This window comes from Sorangium sp. So ce185 (assembly GCF_051526825.1).
In the GTDB taxonomy this organism is placed as follows: Bacteria; Myxococcota_A; Polyangia; order Polyangiales; family Polyangiaceae; genus Sorangium; species Sorangium cellulosum_D.
The window spans coordinates 12,851,525-12,873,933 of the sequence record NZ_CP150316.1; the positions used below are offsets into that span (position 1 = coordinate 12,851,525).

The 22,409-nt window shown below is 73.1% G+C and carries 12 protein-coding genes; 9 read left to right on the plus strand and 3 right to left on the minus strand.

Annotation, left to right across the window (positions count from 1 at the left end; genetic code table 11):
• Positions 1-374 precede the first annotated feature (374 nt).
• From WMF26_RS47480 to WMF26_RS47495, 4 genes are all read left to right on the plus strand, one after another.
• Positions 375-2,456 carry a PEP/pyruvate-binding domain-containing protein gene (locus WMF26_RS47480; RefSeq protein WP_437998092.1) on the plus strand — a complete coding sequence of 694 codons (2,082 nt, stop codon included), beginning with the start codon at positions 375-377 and terminating at the stop codon, positions 2,454-2,456.
• An 11-nt stretch (positions 2,457-2,467) separates the two neighbouring features.
• Positions 2,468-3,451, plus strand: a complete 984-nt coding sequence (locus tag WMF26_RS47485; RefSeq protein ID WP_437998093.1) for a lamin tail domain-containing protein — start codon at positions 2,468-2,470, stop codon at positions 3,449-3,451.
• A 271-nt stretch (positions 3,452-3,722) separates the two neighbouring features.
• Positions 3,723-3,848: a hypothetical protein gene (locus tag WMF26_RS47490; protein ID WP_437998094.1), complete on the plus strand. Its 126-nt coding sequence runs from the start codon at positions 3,723-3,725 to the stop codon at positions 3,846-3,848.
• Positions 3,845-5,071: a cellulase family glycosylhydrolase gene (locus WMF26_RS47495; RefSeq protein WP_437998095.1), complete on the plus strand. Its 1,227-nt coding sequence runs from the start codon at positions 3,845-3,847 to the stop codon at positions 5,069-5,071. Before WMF26_RS47490 ends, WMF26_RS47495 begins: the two co-directional genes overlap by 4 nt.
• Positions 5,072-5,090: 19 nt before the next feature.
• Here the strand turns inward: WMF26_RS47495 and WMF26_RS47500 are convergent, their stop codons facing one another.
• Complete coding sequence (locus WMF26_RS47500; RefSeq protein ID WP_437998096.1) at positions 5,091-6,500, minus strand: hypothetical protein; 1,410 nt, start codon at positions 6,498-6,500, stop codon at positions 5,091-5,093.
• A 524-nt stretch (positions 6,501-7,024) separates the two neighbouring features.
• Between WMF26_RS47500 and WMF26_RS47505 the strand changes: the two genes are divergently transcribed.
• The 5 genes from WMF26_RS47505 to WMF26_RS47525 all read left to right on the plus strand — a co-directional run bounded on the left by WMF26_RS47505 (position 7,025) and on the right by WMF26_RS47525 (position 20,028).
• Positions 7,025-8,050 carry a hypothetical protein gene (locus tag WMF26_RS47505; protein ID WP_437998097.1) on the plus strand — a complete coding sequence of 342 codons (1,026 nt, stop codon included), beginning with the start codon at positions 7,025-7,027 and terminating at the stop codon, positions 8,048-8,050.
• 48 nt (positions 8,051-8,098) lie between these two features.
• Entirely contained in the window at positions 8,099-9,352 is a 1,254-nt protein-coding gene (locus WMF26_RS47510; protein ID WP_061628019.1) for a PP2C family protein-serine/threonine phosphatase, read from the plus strand.
• A gap of 19 nt (positions 9,353-9,371) precedes the next feature.
• Positions 9,372-14,348, plus strand: coding sequence for an FIST N-terminal domain-containing protein (locus tag WMF26_RS47515; RefSeq protein ID WP_437998098.1), 4,977 nt, complete (start codon positions 9,372-9,374; stop codon positions 14,346-14,348).
• Between the two features lie 67 nt (positions 14,349-14,415).
• Complete coding sequence (locus tag WMF26_RS47520; protein ID WP_437998099.1) at positions 14,416-17,937, plus strand: protein kinase domain-containing protein; 3,522 nt, start codon at positions 14,416-14,418, stop codon at positions 17,935-17,937.
• Between the two features lie 249 nt (positions 17,938-18,186).
• Positions 18,187-20,028: a protein kinase domain-containing protein gene (locus WMF26_RS47525; protein WP_437998100.1), complete on the plus strand. Its 1,842-nt coding sequence runs from the start codon at positions 18,187-18,189 to the stop codon at positions 20,026-20,028.
• Positions 20,029-20,074: 46 nt separating this feature from the next.
• On the opposite strand, the gene WMF26_RS47530 is transcribed toward WMF26_RS47525, so the two are convergent.
• Positions 20,075-20,845, minus strand: coding sequence for a PAS domain-containing protein (locus WMF26_RS47530; protein WP_437952691.1), 771 nt, complete (start codon positions 20,843-20,845; stop codon positions 20,075-20,077).
• 767 nt (positions 20,846-21,612) lie between these two features.
• The gene (locus tag WMF26_RS47535) at positions 21,613-22,275 is read right to left on the minus strand and encodes a superoxide dismutase family protein (RefSeq protein ID WP_437334590.1); all 663 of its coding nucleotides are present in this window, start codon (positions 22,273-22,275) and stop codon (positions 21,613-21,615) included.
• Positions 22,276-22,409 lie beyond the last annotated feature (134 nt).

Here is a 22,409-nt window from a genome sequence, read left to right on the forward strand (position 1 = left end):
CCGTCCACCACCTGCGCATGGGCTGGGAGCCCTACCGGCCCGTGGGGGACCCCGAGCCATGCCCGCGCTGCAGCGCCATGTTCTATCCTGAAGGCAGCGGTGCGTGCAGCTGCGGCCACCCATCGCCATGAGCGACGTCGCAGCGAGCGCTGTGCCAGCTCGGACGCGGCACACCTCGCGACGCGAATGTCGCTCTCGCAGCCCTCGAGCGCCGCTCCCGGCCGCAGCCGGCACGGCCGCCAGGCTGGCATCACGCTTGCTCGACTCCGGCCAGCTTCGGCGGGAGAACCCAATCGATGCGAGCCTGGATTTGGGCGCCTTGTGCGGCCTTGCTTTCGGCAGCTGCGCTGACGGCGTGCGGCGATTCCTCGGACGTGAAGCCCGGCACGGGCGGGCGACCCCGGACCGAGGTGGACTTTCGCACGGAGCTCGCCACGCGCGACGATTACACTTCCCTGGCAGGCGAAGGCGCGGAGGTGAAGTACCTGATGGTCGTCGACGGCCGCGAGCCGCCGGCGATCTTCGCCGGCGCGGAGTGCCTGTTTCAGGACACCGACAAGTACGCCTACCATCTGCAGTTCCTCCGTACGCTGCCGGAGTACGCGTCGCTCGCGCCGGAACGCTACGCGGACATGGTGCTGCGCCGCGCCAGCCGCGCGATGTGGGGCGGCGGCCTGAAGCTCTATCCGGCCACGCCCCATCCCCAGACCGGCGCGGCGGGCGTGCTCGCGTACACGGTGTACAGCGAGACCGGGCCCGACGAGATGCTGACCGTCGACGACATCGTGCAAGCCGACCGGCGGCTCAAAGGCTGCAGCCCGTTCGCGGAGAGCTTCCTGGTGTTCACGCCGGATGGCGCTGCCCAGAGCGCGGCCGTCGGGGCCATCTCCGACGAGCTCGCCGCCGCAGGCATCGCGCTCGTCGACCCGAGCGCGCTGCTCGGCGGGCTGTCCGCCGAGACCTACAGCGAGGGCGAGGCGTACGGCTACCTGAAATTCGTGGACGGCGCCGCCGCGGTCGGCGTCGGACCGCGCGACGTGCTCGTGATCGACGCAGCGCCGAGCGATCTGGGGCTCGTCGCCGGCCTCGTCACCCGGCAGCCGCAGAGCCTGGCCAGCCACCTGAACCTGCGCCTGCGCGAGAAGGGGATCCCGAGCGCCGCGGCGCCGGGCGCGCTCGACAACAGCGTGCTCCGCGCGCTCGCGGATGGGCTGGTCCACCTCACGGCGCGCGGCGCGCACGTGGAGATCGAGCCCGCGCGTCTGGAAGACGCAGAGGCCTTCTGGAGCAAGCGCCGGCCGCCGCTCGGCGATCCGGCCGCGGATCTGGAGGTCGCCACGCCCGCAGCCCTCGGCTCGCTCGGCGCGGCGGACGTCGCGGCGTTCGGCACCAAGGCCGCGAACCTCGGAGAGCTGTCCCGGATCCTGCCCGAACCGAACCGCGTCGACGGTTTTGCGATCCCGTTCCGCGCCTACGCCGACTTCATGCAGCGGCGCGGGCTCGACGCCGACGTGACGGCGCTGCTCGCCGATCCACGGGTGTTCACCGACGCCGCCTACAAGAAGCGCCGCTTGTCGGAGCTCAGGGCCCGCATGCGCGCCGCCGAGCACCTGCCCGAGCTCGGCGCGGCGCTCGAAGCCGCGGTTCGCCAGGCCTACGGCCCCGCCGGGCTGGTCACCAGGCTGCGCTTTCGCAGCAGCACCAACGCCGAGGACCTGCCGGGCCTGTCGGGAGCAGGCCTGTACGACTCGCGCAGCGGTTGCCTGGCCGACGACCTCGACGCCGACACGCTCGGGCCGTCGGCGTGCTTGAGCGCGGAGCACGAGGTGTACCTGCGCGGCGAGCTCGAGCGGCGCCGGCTCGAGCTCGCCGAGCACCCCGATCGGAGCCATCTCCTGCCGATCATCGAGGACCTGGAAGAGGACTTGACCGAAGAAAAGAGCGCGCTGCTCGCGGTGCGCCGGGTCTGGGCCAGCCTGTGGAACGAACGCGCGTTCGACGATCGCGCCTACTACGGTATCGATCATACAAAGGTGTTCATGGGCGTCGCGGTCCACCCCGCGTTCGTCGGGGAGCGCCTGGAAGCCGTCGTGATCACGGGGCTCGAGCCCGACGCGCCGGAGCCTTTGGTGCGCGTCGTCAGCCAGGTGGGCGAGGTCGGCGTCGTCGAGCCGTCGGACCCCACCGCCAGCCCTGAGATCCTGACGTTCCGGCGTTCTGCCGCCGGATCGCCGAGCGAGATCACGCTGGTGTCGCCGTCCTCGCTGGCAGCGGACGGGGCTCGGCTCTGGTCCGACGCAGCGCTCGACGAGCTCGCGGGGCTGCTGTTCGTGGTGCACGACCACTTCGCGGCCAGCGTGTATCCCACGCTCGCCCCGCTGTCGCTCGATCTGGAGGTCGACGTCACGATGGACGGACGGACCGTGATCAAACAAGCCAGACCCTACACACCCTGATGGAGGCAGACATGACATCGAAAATGACCCTGTACGGCCTCGCGATCTTGCTCGTTTGCGCCGGCTGCTCGAGCTCCGATCCAGGCGACGGAGCGCGCCCGGGGGGCGGCGGGGGCGGCGCCGGTGGCGGAGGCGGCGGCGATGGCGGAGGCGGCGCAGGGCCGGGCGCGAGCGACGAGCTGTGCGGCGAGCGTCCCGGCGGCAGCTTCTACGCCACCCACGTGCTGCGCTTCGAGGCCAGCGACGGGCAGATCGTCATCCAGCTCAGGCTTACCTGGGAAGAGGCCGGCGTCGGCGAATCGTCGTTGTTTCGGCTGGATGGGTTCAGCGTATCGCTCGACGGTGAGGCGACGTGCGTGACAGAGCCGAACAAGCTCGAGTACGTCAACACCCATCATAACTGGACGGACGTCGCGCGCGCCGACGCCGGCGAGGCGCGCTATGAGCTCGCCATGAATCTCGGCGCTCCGGCCACGTTGAGCGCGTTCGCCGCCGACGGCACCGTGCTGGTCGACGCCGCCCCGTTGATCGCGACCGGCAGCCCGGCGTTCTGTCCGGCGTGCCCGACGCCGATGCCCGTGTCGATCTCGGAGGTCATGCTCGACAACACGACAACGCTGGCGGACGACTCCGGCGAGCACGAGCCGTGGATCGAGCTGTTCAATCCATCCTCGGGGGACGTCGATCTGACGGGCTGGACGCTGTCCGACGACTTCACCGAGCGCGGCAAGTGGCCGCTGCCCCCCGTCACCCTTCCGCGCCACGGCCTGCTCGTGCTGTTTGCCGACGGCGACACCGACCAGGGCGAGCTCCACACGAGCTTTGCGCTCGATCCGAGCGGCGGCGAGCTCGTGCTGACCGCCGCCGACGGCTCGAGCGACGGTGGCCTCGTGCTCGGCGCGCAGGCGCCCGACGTGAGCCTGGCTTACCAATGGACCGCGGGCGACTACGTCGTCGGCGAGCCGACACCCGGCGAGCCGCCGGCAGAAGACTGAGCGCGCTTCCGCGATCTCACCCCGCGCGGCCCGGCCTCCAGCGAAAGGCGCCCCGCGCCGCACGCCGGCGACGGAGGGCGACGACCGCCGGACCTCTCCGTTGACATCCACCCGCTTAACCGGTACAGCGATCCGAGCAACGTCGGGCGCGGCTCCGGGGTCTCGTACGATCCCACTTCCTTTCTTGGTTGCCGCGTCACGGCGCCGCGCGCTGTCACGGAAAACGAATCGTCGCGGGGAACCCGGGGTCACCCGCGCGGAGAGGCTTGTCATGAAGACTGGACTGATGCCGCGTCGCATCTTCTTCCTGTCGGCGCTGATGCTGTCCGCCGGCGCCGCCGCGGGCTGCTCTTCCAAGGACAAGGAGGGCGCCGGGGTAGAGGAAGGAATGACATGATCTACGTGAATCATCGGTCGATGGCTGGTTGGGCCGGAGCCGCCCTCGTGGCGCTCGGCCTCTCCGTGGGGTGCGGAGACGGCTCGGGCGACCCGCAGGGCTCCGGGCAGGACGCGACGGGCTCGGGCGGGGGCGCGACGGGCTCGGGCGGCGGGGCCGCCACGTCCGGCGGCGGCGGCGGCGGCGCGTCAACGAGCAGCGGCGCGTCGACGAGCGACGGCGCGTCGACGAGCGACGGCGCCTCGACGAGCAGCGGCGCCACGTCGGGCACGGGCGCCGGGGGCGGGGGAGGGGGCGAGCCGTCGACCGGGTTCTCGGTGCGCGGTCGCTTCCTCTACGACCGCTGCGGCGAGAAAGTGCTGCTCCGGGGCGTCAACGAGATGGTCGTGTGGCTGCCGTCGGGCCCCGACGGACTGCCGGAGCTCGCGGAGATCGCGAAGACGGGCGCCAACACGGTGCGGATCGTGTGGAATACCGAAAACACCGCGGCGGGCCTCGATACGGCCATCACGAACGCGCTCGCGCAGAAGCTCATCCCGATCGTCGAGCTGCACGACGCCACGGGCAAATGGGATCTCCTGCCGAGCCTCGTCGACTACTGGACCGAACCGGAGACCGTCGCCGTGATCAAGAAGCACGAGCAGGACCTGCTCGTCAACATCGGCAACGAGGTCGGGGACCAGGTGGACAACGCGGCGTGGGAGGCGGGCTACAAGCAGGCCATCACGAGGATGCGCGAGGCCGGCATCACCGTGCCGCTCATCATCGACGCCTCCAAGTGGGGGCAGAACATCGACCAGCTCCAGGCCGTCGGCCCAGCCCTCGTCGCGCACGATCCGAACATCATGCTCAGCGTGCACATGTGGTGGACGGACGGGAGCGGGGCCACGATCACGAAGGAGCTGAACGAGTCCGTGGCGCTGGACCTGCCTCTGATGGTCGGGGAGTTCGCGCAGCACGCCGTGTACGAGTGCGGCCAGCACCCGTTCGATTACAAGACGCTCCTCGCCAAGAGCGTCGAGCTCGAGGTGGGGTGGCTCGCCTGGTCGTGGGGCGCCGTGAAGAACAACGACTGCAAGGAAGACGGGCCGTTCGACATGACGACCGACGGGACCTTCGCGGGGCTCACCGGCTGGGGCCGCGAGGTCGCAGTGACCGACCCGAACAGCATCCAGAACACCTCGGTGCGCCCGCACTCCATCGAGACCGGGGCGTGCAAGTAGCGCTCCCTCGCCGGACCGATCAGAGCGACTTCAGGTATTCCACGAGATCGCGCTTCTCGTTGGGATCGAGCCCGAGCGCGAATCGATCGTCGTAGCTGCGCACGACGTCCAGCAGCGTCGCGAAGCGGCCATCGTGGTAGAAGCGGCCCTTGTTCTCCCGCTTCATGAACAGCCCTCGCTCCCGGACGAAGAGCGCCGCCAGGTTCATCGTCTTGTACGAGTTGCCGGGCGCTCGGTCCGCCTGGAAACGGTCGATCCTCATCTCTTCGGGCGTGTGCAGGTTCCAGCCGGCGTCGGTCCAGAGCGGCTTGTTGTGGCAGCCCGTGCACTTCGCCTTGCCGACGAACAGCCTCTTGCCGCGCTCGGCGGCCTCCTCGTGGAAATCGACGCCGGGCACCGGCCTCGGCGCCGGGAGCGCGAGCTGGTAGAAGTGCAGCGCGGGGAGCTTCGGCGTGACGAGATCGTCCTCGGGTCTGACGATCACGTTCCAGATCCCGGTGGCCGCCGCGTTCGGGTACTTCTCGGGGTCGCTGAGCCGTGGATCGAAGAAATTCCCCCTTCCATGCATCTGGGTCACGGCGACGTACGCGTTCCAGTAGGGGACCGAGCCCCAGTTGCCGGTCCAGGTGTGCTCGTTGATTCCACCCATGTCGAAGGCGTTGGGGAGCAGGGTCGCCCCGGACTTCCCGTCAGGCCGGAACGCCTTGCCATCGAGGAGCAGCTCGGCGTCGTACTTGCCCGGCCCCCAGCTGAGGAGGACCCGCCTCACGCCCTCCTCGGTGATGCCCGCGGGCACCCTCGGCAGCAGGTCGACGATGGGCTGCAACGTCGGGGCCGAAGCGATGATGGCGCCGACGTTCAGATCGCGGTTGGCCCAGCCGTCGAGGCGCGCGCCGATGCCCGGCGCCACGGAGTCGTTGACCGTGGAGTGGCAGAAGGCGCACTGGAGGCCGATCGAGGCGAGCTCGCCGCGGCGGTCGAAGAAGCCCGTCACTCCGAGGATCGCGTTGAGCCGCAAGAGGGTCCGCGTGACGGCGGGGTCGCGGAGGTCCACCTGGCCGCGCTCGATCTGGCCCCGCAGCGCCGGCGGGAGCGCGTCCGCGTCGACCTTGAGCCCGAGCGCCAGCGCCTGCGCCGGCGTCACGTTGGCGATGCTCTCGTGCAACCGGAGCTTGCCGCCCCAGAACTGCTCGTCGCCGAAGGTGTCGAATCGAAAGATATCCCGGCCCTGCCGGAGCAGCTGGTCCGTGTTTCGCTCCGTGAGGGCGTCGAAGTCGCCGAACCGCGCGCCGCGGGGCAGAGCGTCCTCGGCGGAGGCGATGTGCTCCGTTCCTTCGCTCCGGTCGGCCGAGCTGCAAGAGAGCGCGGCCACGCCGAGCGGAATCGCCGCTCCGACGAGCACGAACAGCGTGGTGAGATGTGTCATCATGGCAAGCCCTTTCGAACTCCTCGCGTCATGCGGTGAATCCAAACGTGATGTGTGCCTGCGTTGCTGGGCAAGTAAGAGATTGCATGATCGTCTCATCGGGCGAGCGGCTCACGCGCAGATCGCTGGCGGCGACAGGCGTCGAGCGACCGAGATCCGGTCGCGCCCGTGGGCGCTCATTCCTGTTCATGGCGGCTGATTCCTGTCCATGGCGACCGCGGAGTTGCGGAGATCCGCTCCTCGCGACGACGCCGCGGGCGATGGCGCGCCTTGCGCCTCGCACACAAGGGCCCGTGTTCGGGTCGACCTCGACGGCTCCGTCGACCTCGACGGCCTCGTGGTCTGAAAGAAAGGTGGCTTACGTCGGTGCGCCGCCGCCCGGCGATCGCCGGCGGGGGCTGCGGCGAGGCGCCGCTCGGCCGATGGCGCCCCTGACCCGTCTCTCTCCGCGCCCGGGATCCGTGGTGTAATCCCCGTGCTCCTCCCCTGGCAGCCCCCGCTGCCAGGGCCACCCCGCGGTGCCCCCCTTGAGCGATTCAGCCCCGAAAGCGACCATCGCCGTGCTCGAGCGGAACCGGGTCGTCGGCCAGCGGATCGCGCGCGTCATGTCGGCCGCGGCCGGCATGCAGGACGTGCCCGTCGCCGGCGATCCGGACGAGCTGCGCGCGCGGCTGTCCGAGCGGCCCCTGCTGCTCGGCTGCGACGCCGCCGACCTCGACCTCGCGCTCGAGTGGGCGGCCGAGCGCTACCCGAGCATGCACCTCGTCGTGTGGACCTCCGGCAGCACCGACGCGGTCCTCCGCGCCGCCCTCAAGGAGCCGCGGCTCTCCAGCATCGTCGGCTGGCCGAGCTTCGCGTCGATGCCCCGGCCGTGGGAGATCTCGCTCGCCGTCCGCCGCATCCTCAAGCCGCTCGCGCTCCCGCCCCGCCTCGCCGACCTGCTCTCCTGGGGCGCCACCATCGTGAAATGGCGCCCCCGCACCAGCGAGGACCGGGACCGCACCGTCGGCGAGGTGGCGCACTGGGCCGAGCGCGCCGGCGCCCCCGCGCGCGTCGCCGAGCGGCTCGCCGCGCTCGCCCACGAGCTGCTCATGAACGCGATGTACGACGCGCCCGTCGATGGCCGCGGCCGCCCGCGCTACACGCACGACCGGCGGTCCGACATCGTGCTCGAGGAGAACGAGATCCCCACGCTGCGGCTCGGCACCGACGGCGCCCACCTCGCGCTCCAGGCCCACGATCCGTTCGGCGGCCTCCGGCGCCACCACGTCTTCGAGGGCATTACGCGCGGCCTGAGCGCCCGCGGCGCGGACGCGGCGCGCGCCGCCGTGCTCGACACCTCGCGCGGCGGCGCCGGCCTCGGCATGCTCAAGATCTACGCGGCCGGCGCGGTGCTGGTCATCGACGTCTCGCCCACCTCGTCGACCCTGGTCACGTCGTTCTGGGACCTCGACGTGAACCCGCGCGAGTTCCGCTCCCTGCCGGCGTCCGTCCACTTCTTCGAGCGCTCCACCACCCCGGCGGCGGAGACGCTGGAGCCGGCCGAGTGGTAGCGCGCCGGCCCGCCGCGCGCCCCAAAGAGCCCCGCCGAGGCGGACGCCATGGCTGAGATCGATCCGCTCCTCGCGCGGCAGCTCCGGCGCCTCGGCCTGGAGGACCTGAGCGAGCCGCCCGACCGGGAGACCTGGCAGAAGGTCGTCGCGCGCATCAGCGAGCACTACCGCCACGTCGCCGACGACCGGAGCCTGCTCACCCGGTCGCTCGACCTCTCCACGAACGAGATGGGCGCGCTCCACCGCAAGCTGCAGGCGGAGCGGGACCGCCTCCGCAGCGTCGTCGTCGCGATCGGCGACGCGCTGACCATCTTCCACGACGCCGCGAGCTCGCAGGTGGAGCCGGCGCGGCCGCTCGACGTCGACTCGACCATCTCGATGGCGAAGCGGCGCTTCGCGGCCAAGCTGAGCGATCTCCTCTCCCTGAGCGGCGCGGCGCCGGGCGGCGAGGCCCCGGGCGCGCCCCCGGCGAGCGACGCGGACGAGGCGATCCACGAGGTCCGCGTCCAGCTCGTCGCGCTCGGCGACCGGCTGGTGCAGCTGCTCCACGACACCGCCGAGCGGGCGTCGCTGAAGAAGCAGCTCGAGGTCGCGCGCGCCGTCCAGCAGATGCTCGTGCCGAGCGACGACGTGATCGAGCGGCGCTCGCTGCGGCTCGCCAGCCACTTCCAGCCCGCGGCGGAGTGCGGCGGGGACTGGTGGACCTTCCACGACCTGCCGGACGGCAAGCTGCTCACGGTCATCGGCGACGTGACCGGGCACGGCATCTCCTCGGCGATCATCACCGGGGCGGCGAAGGCCGCGTGCGACGTCGCGCGCACGTTCGGGCGGGAGGAGCTCAGCGCCGCGCAGCTGCTCCGGCTCATGAACTGCTCGATCTTCGAGGCGGGGAAGCAGAAGTACCTGATGACCTGCGCGGCGTGCATCTTCGATCCGGAGGCGCGCACGCTGACCCTCGCGAACGCCGGCCACCCGTTCCCGTACCTCGTGAGGAACAACACCGTCCGCCAGCTCGCCGCGCAGGGCTCGCCGCTCGGGGCAGCGAGCTCGGCCGAGTACGCGTCGAGCACCGTGCACCTGGAGGGCGGCGACGCCCTCCTCTGGTTCACCGACGGCGTGACCGAGTGCGAGAACGCGTCGAGCGAGCAGTTCACCGAGAAGCGGCTGCGCGCGCTGTTCCAGAGCGTCGCCACGTACGCGCCCGAGGAGGCGCGGGACGCGATCGTCGCGGCGGTCTCGAGGTTCCGCGGTGAGCGATCCCTCGACGACGACATGACGCTCGTCGTGGCCCGCGTGCTGTAGCCTGGGGGCGACGAGCCCCATGATCCTCGAGACGTTCCACTACGATCGGGACACCCAGAAGTGGTCGGTGCGGGTGCTGCCCGTGCTCGACAGCGACCGGACGCTGGTGCTCGTGTTCGGCGCGCCCGAGTTCCTCGACGACCCGGGGGCGATCCGTGAGCTGCGGCGTGCGTACCCGCGGTCGCACATGGTGGGGTGCTCGAGCGCGGGTGAGATCGCGGGCACGGCGGTGCGGGACGGGACGCTGTCGGTGGCGGTGGCGCGGTTCGAGCGCACGACGCTGTCGGCGGCGCAGGTGGAGGTGGCGAGCGCGTCGGGGTCGTTCGCGGCGGGGCAGGCGCTCGCGCGCGAGCTGGACCGGCCGGGGCTGCGCGGGGTGCTCGTGCTGTCGGAGGGGCTCGGGGTGAACGGCAGCCAGCTCGTGGCGGGGCTGAACGCGGTGCTGCCCGAGTCGGTGGTGGTGACCGGGGGGCTGTCGGGGGACGGGACGCGGTTCCAGCGGACGTGGGTGTGCGTCGGGGACACGGTGCGCAGCGGGCTGGTGGCGGCGGTGGGGCTGTACGGCGAGCACGTGGTGATCCAGCACGGGTCCAAGGGGGGATGGGACAAGTTCGGGCCGGAGCGGGTGGTGACGCGCTCGGCGGGGAACGTGCTGTACGAGGTCGACGGCAAGCCGGCGCTGTCGCTGTACAAGGAGTACCTCGGGGACAAGGCGGCGGAGCTGCCTGCGTCGGCGCTGCTGTTCCCGCTGGCGCTGCGTGCGACGGCGCGGGACGAGAAGTTCCTGGTCCGCACGGTGCTTGCGGTGGACCACGAACAGCAGTCGATGACGTTCGCGGGGGACGTGCCGGAGGGCCACCTCGTGCAGCTGATGAAGGCGGACTTCGAGCGGCTGATCGGGGGCGCGGAGCAGGCGGCGCGTGCGGCGAGCGAGGCGGCGGCGGCGGGCGAGGGGGCGCTCGCGATCGCGATCAGCTGCGTGGGGCGGCGGATCGTGCTTGGCGACCGGACGGAGGAGGAGGTCGAGGCGGTGCTGGACGTGCTGCCGCGGGGCACGCAGGTGACGGGGTTCTACTCGTACGGGGAGATCTCGCCCTACGCCGCCGGCCACTGCGACCTGCACAACCAGACCATGACCCTCACCGTCCTCTCCGAGGCCCTCACCCCGCTGCTCGTCCGGAGCGAGGGCCCGCGGGAGCGGAGGCCGCGCGCCGCGAAGGGGACGCCGGCCGTGGCGGCCCGCGTCGTGGCGCAGCCCGCGGGCGGGATGGCGGAGTTCGAGGAGCTCGAGATCGCCTCCGACACCCATTTCGACGCGCCGTCCACGGCGTCGAGCGCGGCGCTCGGGATGCGGCTCGCGACGTTCTCGTTCTCGCGCGCGACGGGCAAGTGGTCGGTGCGGGCGCTGCCCGCGCTCGACAGCGACCGGACGCTGGTGCTCGTGTTCGGCGCGCCCGAGTTCCTCGACGACCCGGGGGCGATCCGTGAGCTGCGGCGTGCGTACCCGCGGTCGCACATGGTGGGGTGCTCGAGCGCGGGGGAGATCGCGGGCACGGCGGTGCGGGACGGGACGCTGTCGGTGGCGGTGGCGCGGTTCGAGCGCACGACGCTGTCGGCGGCGCAGGTGGAGGTGGCGAGCGCGTCGGGGTCGTTCGCGGCGGGGCAGGCGCTCGCGCGCAAGCTGGACCGGCCGGGGCTGCGCGGGGTGCTCGTGCTGTCGGAGGGGCTCGGGGTGAACGGCAGCCAGCTCGTGGCGGGGCTGAACGCGGTGCTGCCCGAGTCGGTGGTGGTGACCGGGGGGCTGTCGGGGGACGGGACGCGGTTCCAGCGGACGTGGGTGTGCGTCGGGGACACGGTGCGCAGCGGGCTGGTGGCGGCGGTGGGGCTGTACGGCGAGCACGTGGTGATCCAGCACGGGTCCAAGGGGGGATGGGACAAGTTCGGGCCGGAGCGGGTGGTGACGCGCTCGGCGGGGAACGTGCTGTACGAGGTCGACGGCAAGCCGGCGCTGTCGCTGTACAAGGAGTACCTCGGGGACAAGGCGGCGGAGCTGCCTGCGTCGGCGCTGCTGTTCCCGCTGGCGCTGCGTGCGACGGCGCGGGACGAGAAGTTCCTGGTCCGCACGGTGCTTGCGGTGGACCACGAGCAGCAGTCGATGACGTTCGCGGGGGACGTGCCGGAGGGCCACCTCGTGCAGCTGATGAAGGCGGACTTCGAGCGGCTGATCGGGGGCGCGGAGGATGCGGCGCGGGCGGCGAGCGAGGCGGCGGCGGCGGGCGAGGGGGCGCTGGCGATCGCGATCAGCTGCGTGGGTCGGCGGATCGTGCTTGGCGACCGGACCGAGGAGGAGGTCGAGGCGGTGCTGGACGTGCTGCCGCGGGGCACGCAGGTGACGGGGTTCTACTCGTACGGGGAGATCTCGCCCTACGCCGCCGGCCACTGCGACCTGCACAACCAGACCATGACCCTCACCGTCCTCTCCGAGGCCCTCGCCCCGGTGCCGCGGAGCCACGGCGCCGCGCCGGGGACGCTGCGCGCGGCGCGCGACGACGGCGAGGAGGCGCGGCCGCCCGGCCGGCCGGCGCGGCCGCTCGTCGAGGAGGCGCGGCCGCTCGTCGACGAGGCGCGGTCGACCGGCGACGAGGCGCGGCCGACCGTCCGCGTGCCGCCGAACGGCCAGCGGACGGCGCGCCCGCGCATCCCGGGGCCGCCGTCGGGGCCGCTGCTCGCGGGGCCGCGTTCGGGGCCGCTGCTCGCCGGGCCGCGATCGGGGCCGGTCTCGTCGGGGCGCCTGCCCACCACGGTGGACCGGCCGTCGCTCACCTCCTGGTCGCCGCGCGCCGCGCCGGCGCGGATCGTGCCGCCCGCCGGCGCCGCCGGCCGCCTCGACAGCCTCGCGTTCGACCGGCAGAGGATCGGCGACGTCCTCGTCGTCCGGCTCGCCGGGCGCATGACCGAGTCGTTCAAGGGCGCGGCGCTCGCCCGGGAGCTCGACGGCAAGGTCCTGCTCGACCTCGCCGGCGTCGAGCGGATCACGTCGTTCGGCGTGCGCGAGTGGCTCCAGATGATCCAGGCGGCGCAGCCCCGCCTCCGCGCCCTCTACCTCGCGCGCTGCTCCGAGCCGGTCGTCAACCAGCTCAGCATGATCCGCAGGTTCGCCGGGAGCGGGCAGGTCGTCTCGTTCTACGCGCCCTACTGCTGCGAGTCGTGCGGCGCCCAGTTCGAGCGGCTCGTCGACTGCGCCCACGACGCGGCCTCGCTCGCCGAAGGCAAGCCCCCCGAGGCGGTGTGCCCGCGCTGCCGCGGCGCCGGCGCCTTCGACGACGACGCGGCGACCTACTTCGGGTTCGTCGCCCAGCACGGCGCCGGCGCCGTCCCGCCGGAGGTGCGGGAGATCCTCCTCGAGCTCGAGAAGGGCGACGAGCCGGCCGCCGGCGACGCGGTGGAGAAGTCCGTCGAGGGGCGCGTCACGCGGGTCAAGGTGGGGAGCAAGCTGACCGCCTCGCTCCGCTGGAGCCGCATCATCGACGGCCTCGAGGGGCAGGTCGTCTTCGACCTGAGCAGCGCCCCCGGGGTCACCGCCGACGGCGCGGCGCGCTTCGAGTCGGCGCTCCGCAAGCTCGACGGCGCCGTCGAGGCGGTCCGCATCGAGGGCTGTCCCCGGCTGCTCGCCGAGCGCATGGCGAGCCCCTCGTGGCCCGAGCTCGCGCGGCTCGCCTCCGCGGTCGTCGAGGGCCGCTGCGCGTCCTGCGGCGCGGTCCGCGCCGCGCTCGTCGAGGTCGACAAGCACGATGTCCTGCTCCGCGGCGGCCACGATCCGCGCGTCGCCTGCAAGCGCTGCAACACGCCGCTCGCCTTCGACGACGGCGCCCGCGCGCTGCTCTCGCTGCTCGGCGCCCGCGCGACGCGCCCGCCCTCGGCCCCGCCGGAGGCGAGCGCCTCGCCGCCGCCGGGCGCCCCGCCGGAGGCGAGCGCCTCGCCGCCGCGGCCGGCCGCCCCCGCGGCGGCGCAGCCCGGCGCGGGCGCCAGCGCGGCGTTCGTCGCGCTGCTCGCCGGGGTGGCGATCGTGGCCGCCGGCTTCGCGGTCTGGCGCGGCGGCGCGCGCCTCGCCGGGGCGCCGCCGGCCCCCGCCCGGGCGCCCGCGGCTTCGACAGCGCCCGCGGCCTCGGTAGATCCCGCGGCCTCGGTAGATCCCGCGGCCTCGGCGGCGCCCGCGATGGACGCGCGCGCGCCGGCGCCCTCGGCCAGCGCCCGGGCGCGGGCGGGCTGGTCTGCCATCGACGATCTCCCGCCCGCGTGGGTGGAGCGGCCGTTCGTCCTCGAGGGCGACAGCGTCTTCGTCGTCGGCCGCGGCGGCCCCGCGGCCAGCGACGCGGACGCGCTCGCGGAGGCGCGCAGCAGCGCGATCGAGCGCCTCGCGTCCGGCCTCGCCGCCGAGCTCGCGAGCTCCCCCGTGGCCCACCTGCTCGCCGCGCACCCGCGCGAGGTCGACGAGGCGCGGCCGGAGCAGCGCGCGGAGGTCGTCGAGCGCGTCGCCCGGCGGTTCCTCGCCCAGGTCGGGTCGCTCGCGACGCCCGAGCGCGTCGACGCCGTGGTGCGGCGCGAGGGCGGCCGCGTCCTCGCCTTCGCGCGCTACCGGCTGACGCGGCCGAGCTTCGAGGCGGCCGCGGCGACCTACCGCCAGACGGCCACGTTCCAGGGGCTCACCGTCGCGCGCTTCTTCCCGCTGCTCGAGGCGAGCGCGCGCACCTCCGGCGAGCTCGTCGTCGTCGCGGTGGAGCGCCCGCAGCGCGGCGCGGAGCCGGACATCGCCGCGGGGGACGTCGTCCTCTCGGTCGACGAGCGCCCGGTCCACTCGGTCGAGGCCTTCGGCAAGGCCGCGGCGGACGCGTGGGCGCGGACCCCGCCCGGTGGTACGATGGCCCTCCAGATCGAGTCGCGCGGTGAGCGCCGCAGCGTCAGCTTCGCGAAGCCCCACGCCGAAGGCCCTCGATGAGCACCCTGATCGCCCGCCGCGCTCCCTCCGAAGTGACGGTGCCGGCCCGCACGGCGGAGGCGAGCGCATGACCGAGCGCCCCGCCGCGGGCCCCCTGAGCGCCGCGTCGCGCCGCCCTACCGCGCTCGGCAGGTACCGCCTGCTCAAGAAGATCGGCATGGGCGGGATGGCCGAGATCTGGGTGGCCTCCGTCGCGGGCATCTCGGGCGTGAGGAAGATCTGCGTCGTCAAGCGGATCCTCCCGCACCTCGTCGACAGCCCCGAGTTCGTGCGGATGTTCCTCGACGAGGCGCGCATCGCCGCCACCCTGGACCACCCCAACCTGGTCCAGATGTACGACATCGAGGAGGTCGACGGCGTGCCCGTGATCGCCATGGAGTACCTCCACGGCGAGGACCTCAGGACGATCAAGAAGTCGCTCCGGTCGGCGAACCGGCGGATGCCGGTCGAGCACGCGATCACCATCGCCGCCTCGGTCGCGGCCGGGCTCCACTACGCGCACGAGAAGGTCGGCTTCGACGGCAAGCCGCTCGACATCGTCCACCGCGACGTGTCCCCGCACAACGTGTTCGTCACGTACGACGGGGCCGTGAAGATCCTCGACTTCGGGATCGCGAAGGCGGCGAACCGCGTCAACGAGACGCGCGACGGCGCGCTCAAGGGCAAGGTCCCGTACATGTCGCCCGAGCAGTGCACGAGCGAGAAGCTCGATCGCCGGAGCGACATCTACTCGGTGGGCATCCTGCTCTACGAGATGTCGACGGGCAGCCGGCTGTTCCGGCGCGGCGCCACCGAGTTCGAGCTGATGCGGGCGATCGTCGAGGATCCGGTGATGCCGCCGAGCCAGGTGTGCGACGACTACCCGCCGGAGCTCGAGCGGATCGTGCTCAAGTGCCTGGAGCGGGACCGGGAGAGGCGGTACGCGACGGCGCGGGACCTCCAGATCGACCTCGAGGCGTTCGCCCGGGAGGAGCGGCTCGCCACCTCGTCGCTCGCGCTGTCGTCGTTCATGGCGGAGCTGTTCGGCCAGCGGGTGGAGGCGTGGCGGGGCGCGCTCGCCTCGGAGACGGAGCTCCTGTCGCACATCGTCCAGAAGCAGGAGTCGACCCAGAGCGACGACTCGTCCGCGGGCGATCTCGACGTCGCGGGCGGGGCGCCGCAGGGCGCGCTCAGCGTCGAGCGCCCCGGCGGGGTCGCGACGAAGCTGTCGGCGCCGCTCTTCTCGGCCTCGCGGCTCGAGGCCGCGCACGACCCGGATCCGCCGCCGCCGCGCTCGAGGAGGCTCCCGTCGCTCGTGGACGCCGGCGCCGGGGTCGAGCCCGAGGATGCGCACGGGCACGGGCCCCGGGCCCTCACGGTGACCAAGCGCCGGCTGGGCGGCCTGCTCATCGTCTCGATGTCGGGGCGGATGACCGAGGAGCTCCATGGCCTCGCGGTCGCGCGGGGCATCGCTGGCCGCGTGCTCTTCGACCTGGGCGGGGTGCAGCGGGTCACGTCGTTCGGCGTGCGCGAGTGGATGGCGATGCTGGCCGAGGTGTCGCTGCACGCGCCCGAGATCTACGTCGGCCGCTGCACCGAGCCGATCGTGAACCAGGTCAGCATGATCCGCCGCTTCTTCGGCGACGGGCGCATCGTGTCGTTCTACGGCCCGTACCGGTGCGAGCGCTGCGGCGCCACGTTCGAGCGGCTGTTCGACTGCGATAGGGACGCGCACGTCGTCAGGGCGCACGATCCGCCCGCGAGCCCTTGCCCGCGCTGCGGCGGGGCGGCGGTGTTCGACGACGACGCCGAGAGCTACTTCGCGTTCGCGGCCGCGCACGCGGGGATCCAGCTGCCCGAGGACGTGCGGGCCGCGCTCGACGAGCTCGCGCGGCTCGACGCCGGGACCCACGAGGCGATCGAGAAGACGGTGGACGAGCGCGGGACGCGCATCCGTGTGCGCGGCAGGCTCGACGCGCACGTCCGGTGGAAGCGCGCGCTCGACGGGATCGAGGGGGATCTCGTCCTCGATCTCACGGCGGCGGCGGGGGTGACGCCCGAGGGGGCGCAGGCGCTCACGCTCTCGCTGCGCGCGCTGGGCGACGAGGTGACGTCGATCCAGATCGAGGGCTGTCCGGTCGCGCTGCTCGAGCACCTCGCCGCGGCGAGCCCCCCGCTCGGGGCGGCGGTGGTCTCGGCGCTCGTCGACGGCGCCTGCGCGCGGTGCAGCGCGCCCCGGCAGACGCTGCTCGACGTGCGGGAGGCGGCCCAGGCGGCGCTCGAGGACCGGGAGCCGTACATGCCGTGCAAGCGGTGCAACGCGCCGCTCTCGTTCGCGGCGCTCCTGCCGGTGCTGAAGCGGCTCGGCGTCGCGCTGGAGCCGGCGCGAGCGCCCTCCGGCGCGCCCGGGCCGGCCGCGACGAGGCGCTCCGCCGGGATGGCGCCGGCGGGGGCGGGGGCGGGCGTGGCGGGGGCGAGCACGGCGGCGGCGGCGGGCGCGGCGGCGGCGGGGGCGCTGGGTTCCGGGGCGGCGGGGGCGCTGGCTCCGGGGGCGCTGGCGGCGGCGGCGTCGGGGGCGCCGGCTTCCGGGGCAGCGGGGGCGCAGGCGGCGAAGGCGCCGGCGTCCGCGTCAGCGGCGCGGGCGACGGCTTCCGGGGCGTCCGGGGCGCCAGCGTCGAGGGGGCCTGCGTCGGGCGCGTCAGGGGTACCGTCGTCGGAGGCGGCGACGGCGCGCCGGCGGGCGCGGCCCGCTGCCGCGGCCGGCGGGCCCGGGTCGCGCTGGGCGTTCGCGGCGGTCGGGGCGGCGGCGGCGCTGCTGGTCCTCAGCGTGGGCTACGCGTACCTGGGCTGGGGCCGCCCGCGCCCGGTCGCCGGCCCGAGCGCGGCGCCCGCGGCGAGCGCGAGGTGGCGCCCGGCGCCGCCGGCCGACGAGGTGCCTGCCTGGATGCAGCAGCCGTTCGCCGCCGAGGGCGACGCGATCTTCGTGGTCGGCGAGGGCGCCGGCGAGACCCGCGAGGCGGCGCTGTCGGTCGCGCGCGCCGACGCGATCTCCCGGCTCGCGAGCAACGTCGTGCCCGCGCTCGCGGGGTCGCAGGCGTACGCCTTCCTCGAGGCGCGCGGCGGCGGCGCGCGGCGGCCCGGCATGGCGGAGGCCGAGGCGAACCGTTACCTGAAGCAGGTCGGCGCGTTCGCCACCCCCGAGCGCGTCGACGCGCGCTTCCAGGAGCGCGACGGCGCCGTGATGGCCGTGGCGCGCTACCGCATGCGCAAGGAGAGCTTCGACGCGGCGGTGCAGAGCTACCGGCGCACGGCGAGCGCGTTCGGCATGACGGCGGCGCCCGTCTTCCCGCTGCTCGAAGGCGAGCTGAAGACGAGCGGCGACGCCGTCGTCGTGGCCGTGGACGAGCGCAGCCCCGCCCAGGCCGCGGGCGTCCGCGTCGGCGACGTGGTGGTCGCCGTCAACGGCCGGCCGCTCGCCAACTTTGACGCATTGCGTTATTCGCTGTCGAACCTGCCGGAGGGCGCCGCGGTCGAGCTCACGGTCGAGTCGGGCGGCGCGCGGCGGACGATCGCGATCAAGAGCGCGAGCGGGGCGCGGAAGGGCGGCTGAGCGGGCCATTGCGACGAGCGCCGCAATGGCGTCGCGGCGAATCGGCGGCGCCGCGGCGAATCGGCGGCGGTGCGGGCGTGAAATGCCGGCGTTCCGCGGCGGCGGAGCCGCTCCCGGTGCTCCGCGGCGGCGGTGTCGCACTATGGCGTCGCTGAACTCGAGGCCATCGGCTCGTCGGTCGCCGCGCCGCGGATCGACTGCGGTATGCTGGGCATTGCGGCGCGGCGTTCTCGGTCGGAGGCTTCGGACATGCGCGGCCTGGAAGAGATCCAAGGGCTGGAGATCGGCACGCTGATCGCCGGCAAGTACCGCGTGGATCGCCTGCTGGACAAGGGCGCGATGGGCGCGGTGATCGCCGCGACCCACATGGATCTCGGCGAGCTGCGGGCGATCAAGCTGCTGCTCCCGGCCACCGCGGCCGATCCGGAGATGTGCGAGCGTTTCCTCCGTGAGGCGCGGATCGCGGCGCGGCTGAAGAGCGAGCATGCGGTCAAGGTGCACGACGTCGGGCGGCTTCCGAGCGGGCTGCCCTTCATGGTGATGGAGTTCCTCGACGGCCGCGATCTCCGGGTCATCCGCAAGAAGCGGGGCCCGCTGCCGGTCGAGGAGGCGACGCTCTACGTGATCCAGGCCTGCGACGCGCTCGCGGAGGCGCACGCGCTGGGGCTCGTGCACCGCGACGTGAAGCCGGCCAACCTCTTCTTGACGCATACCCGCGAGAACGCGCCGTGCATCAAGGTGCTCGACTTCGGGATCTCCAAGGTGTCGGAGGCGGCGTCGCTGGGCGTCTCCGAGATGCGGACGAGCACGGGTCAGATGCTCGGGACGCCGCACTACATGCCTCCGGAGCAGATGCGCGGGCAGCGCGACGTCGACGCGCGCGCGGACATCTGGGCGGTGGGGTCGTTGCTGTATGTCCTGCTCACGGGCCGGTATCCGATGCACGCCCGCTCGGTGCAGACGGTCTCGCTGGTGCTCGGCGGCAAGTTCGTGCCGCCGCTGCCGTCGCAGGTCCGCCGCGGGCTCACGCCGGAGATCGATCCGATCATCATGCGGTGCCTCGAGCGGGATCGCGACCGGCGCTGGCCCGATCTGGCGGAGCTCACGCTGGCGCTCCGCCCGTTCGCGCCGCCCGCGGCGGAGCCGCTCGTCGAGCGCATCCAGCGCGTCCTCCGCGGGGGCCTGCGCGACTCGACGTCCGGCGCGCGCGCGGGCGTGGATGGCGGGGGCGAGGGGGAGCGCGGCCCGAGCTCGGCGGCCACGGGCTCCGGTCCGCCTTCGGGCGGCGCGGCGTTCGCGCTGCCCGCGGGGGGGCAGTCTTCGCCGGTGCCGCCGCCCTCGGCGCGTGGGGAAGAGGTCGATCCGGTGGAGCAGAGCGAGGTCGCCACCCTCCCGGACACGCCGCGCGCGCGGGCGGAGGCGGCGCTGGCGGCGGAGGGCGAGGCGGCGGCAGGCGAGGCGGCCGCGGTGCCGGGCGAGGCGGCCGCGGTGCCGGGCGAGGCGGCCGCGGTGCCAGGCGAGGCGGCCCCTATGCCGGCCGCGTCGTGCGCGCAGGTGGCCGGCCCCGTGGCGCCGAGCGAGGCGGTCACCGCTTCGGCCAGGACGCGGCTCGACGTCGACGAGGACGTCGAGATGGCGCTCGTCGATGCGAGCTCGCGCGACAGGGACTCCTCGGCGACGTGGGAGCGGCGGTTGCGCTCGCCCTCCCGGGCGAGCTTCGTCGTGGCGGCGCTGGCGGCGGTAATCGTCGCCGCGCTGCTCGTGAGCGGCGCTCATCCCGGGGAGCGGCCGCCGGGCCCTCGCGCTTCCGGTGCGACGCCCGCGGTCGCCCCTGCGCACGAGGCGCGCGGCGCCGATGCTGCGGGTCAGGCCCTCCCGTCCCCCGTGGCGTCCTCGGCGCCCCTGCCACCTCCGTCCGGGCCGGTGGCGGACCTCCAGCGCGGGGCGCTCCGGGATCCGATCGGGCGCATGGCTCGCGACCCCTCGGGGCGCGCCGCGGCGGTGCCGGGGCTTCCCGCGAGCCGGAGCCTTCCGGTCCCGGGGTCGTCCCCGCGGCAACAAGGGATACAGGTCAGCGCTCCTCCTCGATGACGCAGAGGAGAGGACTAGTTCCACCCGTCGGGAGTCCGGAGAGAGCTCAACGCAAAGGCCCCGGCGACGGGGCCGACGCGGGGTGCATCTGCTGCAACGCATAACGAATGCCGCTCTGGAGCGTGCCAGATGTCACGATCGATCCCAGATCGATGCCCAGCTCCACGAGGGTCTGCGCCACCGACGGCTTGATCCCCGTGAGCACGACCTTCGCGCCGACGAGGCCGACCGCCCGAGCGGCGCGGACGAGGGAATCTGCCACGCTCGAGTCGACGTCGCGAACGCCGGTGATGTCCAGGATCGCGACGGACGCCTGCCTCGCGACGACGCCGTCGAGGAGCGTGTCGAGCACCTGGTTCGCGCGGGTGCTATCGATGGTGCCGATGAGCGGCATGACGACGATCTTGTCGGCGATCGGGATCAACGGGGTGCTGAGCTCTCGCACGGCCGCCGCATGTGCTGCTCTCTCGTCCGAGAGCTGCCGTGCGATGTGCTCCGATGTGACGTCCCAGAAGATACCCTGGATCCCCACGATCTCGCCGCGCAGGTCGCGCACCGGCGCCTTGATCACCTTGACGTAGATCATCTCTCCGGTCGTAGGCACCCTGTGCTCCTCGATCGTCTCGAAGGCCTGACCGGTCTTCAACAAATGGGCGTCATCTTGCTTGTACTTCTCGGCCAGCTCGCGCGGGTAGATATCGAATGGCGTTTTCCCGCGAAGCTGCTCCATGGACATTCCCACCGACGCGAGGAGCGCGCGGTTCGCGAAGACACACCGCCCGTCCAGATCGCTCCGGTAGATGCTTTGAGGGAGCATGTCGAGGAGCGACAGATGAACGAGGTCGCGCTCGCGCCAGGCTTTCTCCGCGAGCTCCAGCTCGGCGACGCGTTGACGCAGAGTGCTCAGCTCGTCTCGGTCATCCTGACCCTTCATCATTGGAATGCCCCCTCCGTGCCGTGCACGGTCCGCACCGGATCGAGGCGTAGCATGGGTGCGCCTCGCTCCACAACAAGCTCGCCCCTGTGAGCCAGGACGCGAACAGCCGTTCGATCGCGGCCGTGTCGCCCCCGTGCGGACGTCGCGTGATCCGAGCCTGTCTGCCTCTGCCGAGCCCGCCGGAGAACACAGGGGATCAAGACCAGGCGCCGTGTGCGTCAGCGTGCGACGCCATGCTCGGCAGGCCATGTGAGCGTCGTTTGTGGAACAGAGGCGTGCCCGTGCTCACGTCGCCGTACTCACATCGTTTGAGCGGCCACTGCCCGGAACCGTCTTCCGTCTTCCGTCTTACCTCCCGCGTGCGTGCGCGTGCGCGCTGACTCCGGGAAATCGCGCACGCGCACGCGCACGGACGACGAGCACGGGAGAGGGCAGACGGGAGAGGGCAGACGGGAGAGGGCAGACGGGAGAGGGCAGACGGGAGAGGGCAGGCGGGAGAGGGGCGACGGGAGAAGGAAGAGGGCTGACCGCTCTAACGCACCAAGCCGCCAGAGGGGAACGGCATACCGGCAGTCCTCGCGACGTCCTTGGCCCTCGGCTTCGGGCGAGGTGGGCTCAACGCATCCTGAGCGCGCCGTGGCGGCCGCTCACTTGCTCTGCCCGATGACGCCGCAACCGATGCGCCCACCCGCGTTCCCGGCAGGCTGGCTGCCATCGTCCTGCTTCTCGTGGACGATGATGGCGCGCCCGAGGAACGAGTTCGGCGCGCCCTGCTTGAGGTTCGCGCCCTTGGCGACGATCTCGTGGGTACCGGTCCCGTCGGCCTTGACCTCGATGTTGCCGAGATCGCCGAGGTGGCGCGCCGACGCGTCCGGCAGGCCGTGCTGGTGGTTCTCGGGGTTGTAGTGCGCGCCCGCGCTCTTCGCGTCCGGCGCGCTGCAATCGCCGGTCTCGTGCACGTGCACGGCGATCTTGCCCTTGGGCGCGCCCGAGACCTGGACGGCGACCTTCACGCCGCCCTCGACCTCGGTGAAGGTCGCGGAGCCCTTCAGCTTCGACTTGCTCCGCGCCTCGATGGGTACCTCGACGGTCGCAGGTGCCGCGGGCGCAGGCGCCTCGCCGCCACCCTCCGGGGTGGCCGCGGCCTCAGGGGCCGCCGGCTCGGGCGCGGGCGCCGGGGTCGCCTCCGGCGCGGGCTGCGGCTGGGCGGGCACGTCGGGGACCGCAGGGGCCGGCTCGGGCGAGCCGCCGCAAGCGGCAGCGACCAGGACGAACGAGGCGAGCAGCGAGAGACGATGGGCCGGTTTCATCACAGCGGAGACCTCCAGGTTCGTGAGGCGTTGGACCTCCGCCGTCTCGTAGGCCGGACCCGGCGAGCGATCAATCGGCGAGCCCAACAATCGTCCGCCGTCGCCGGCGCCCTGGCCCCGCATCGACCCGAGGA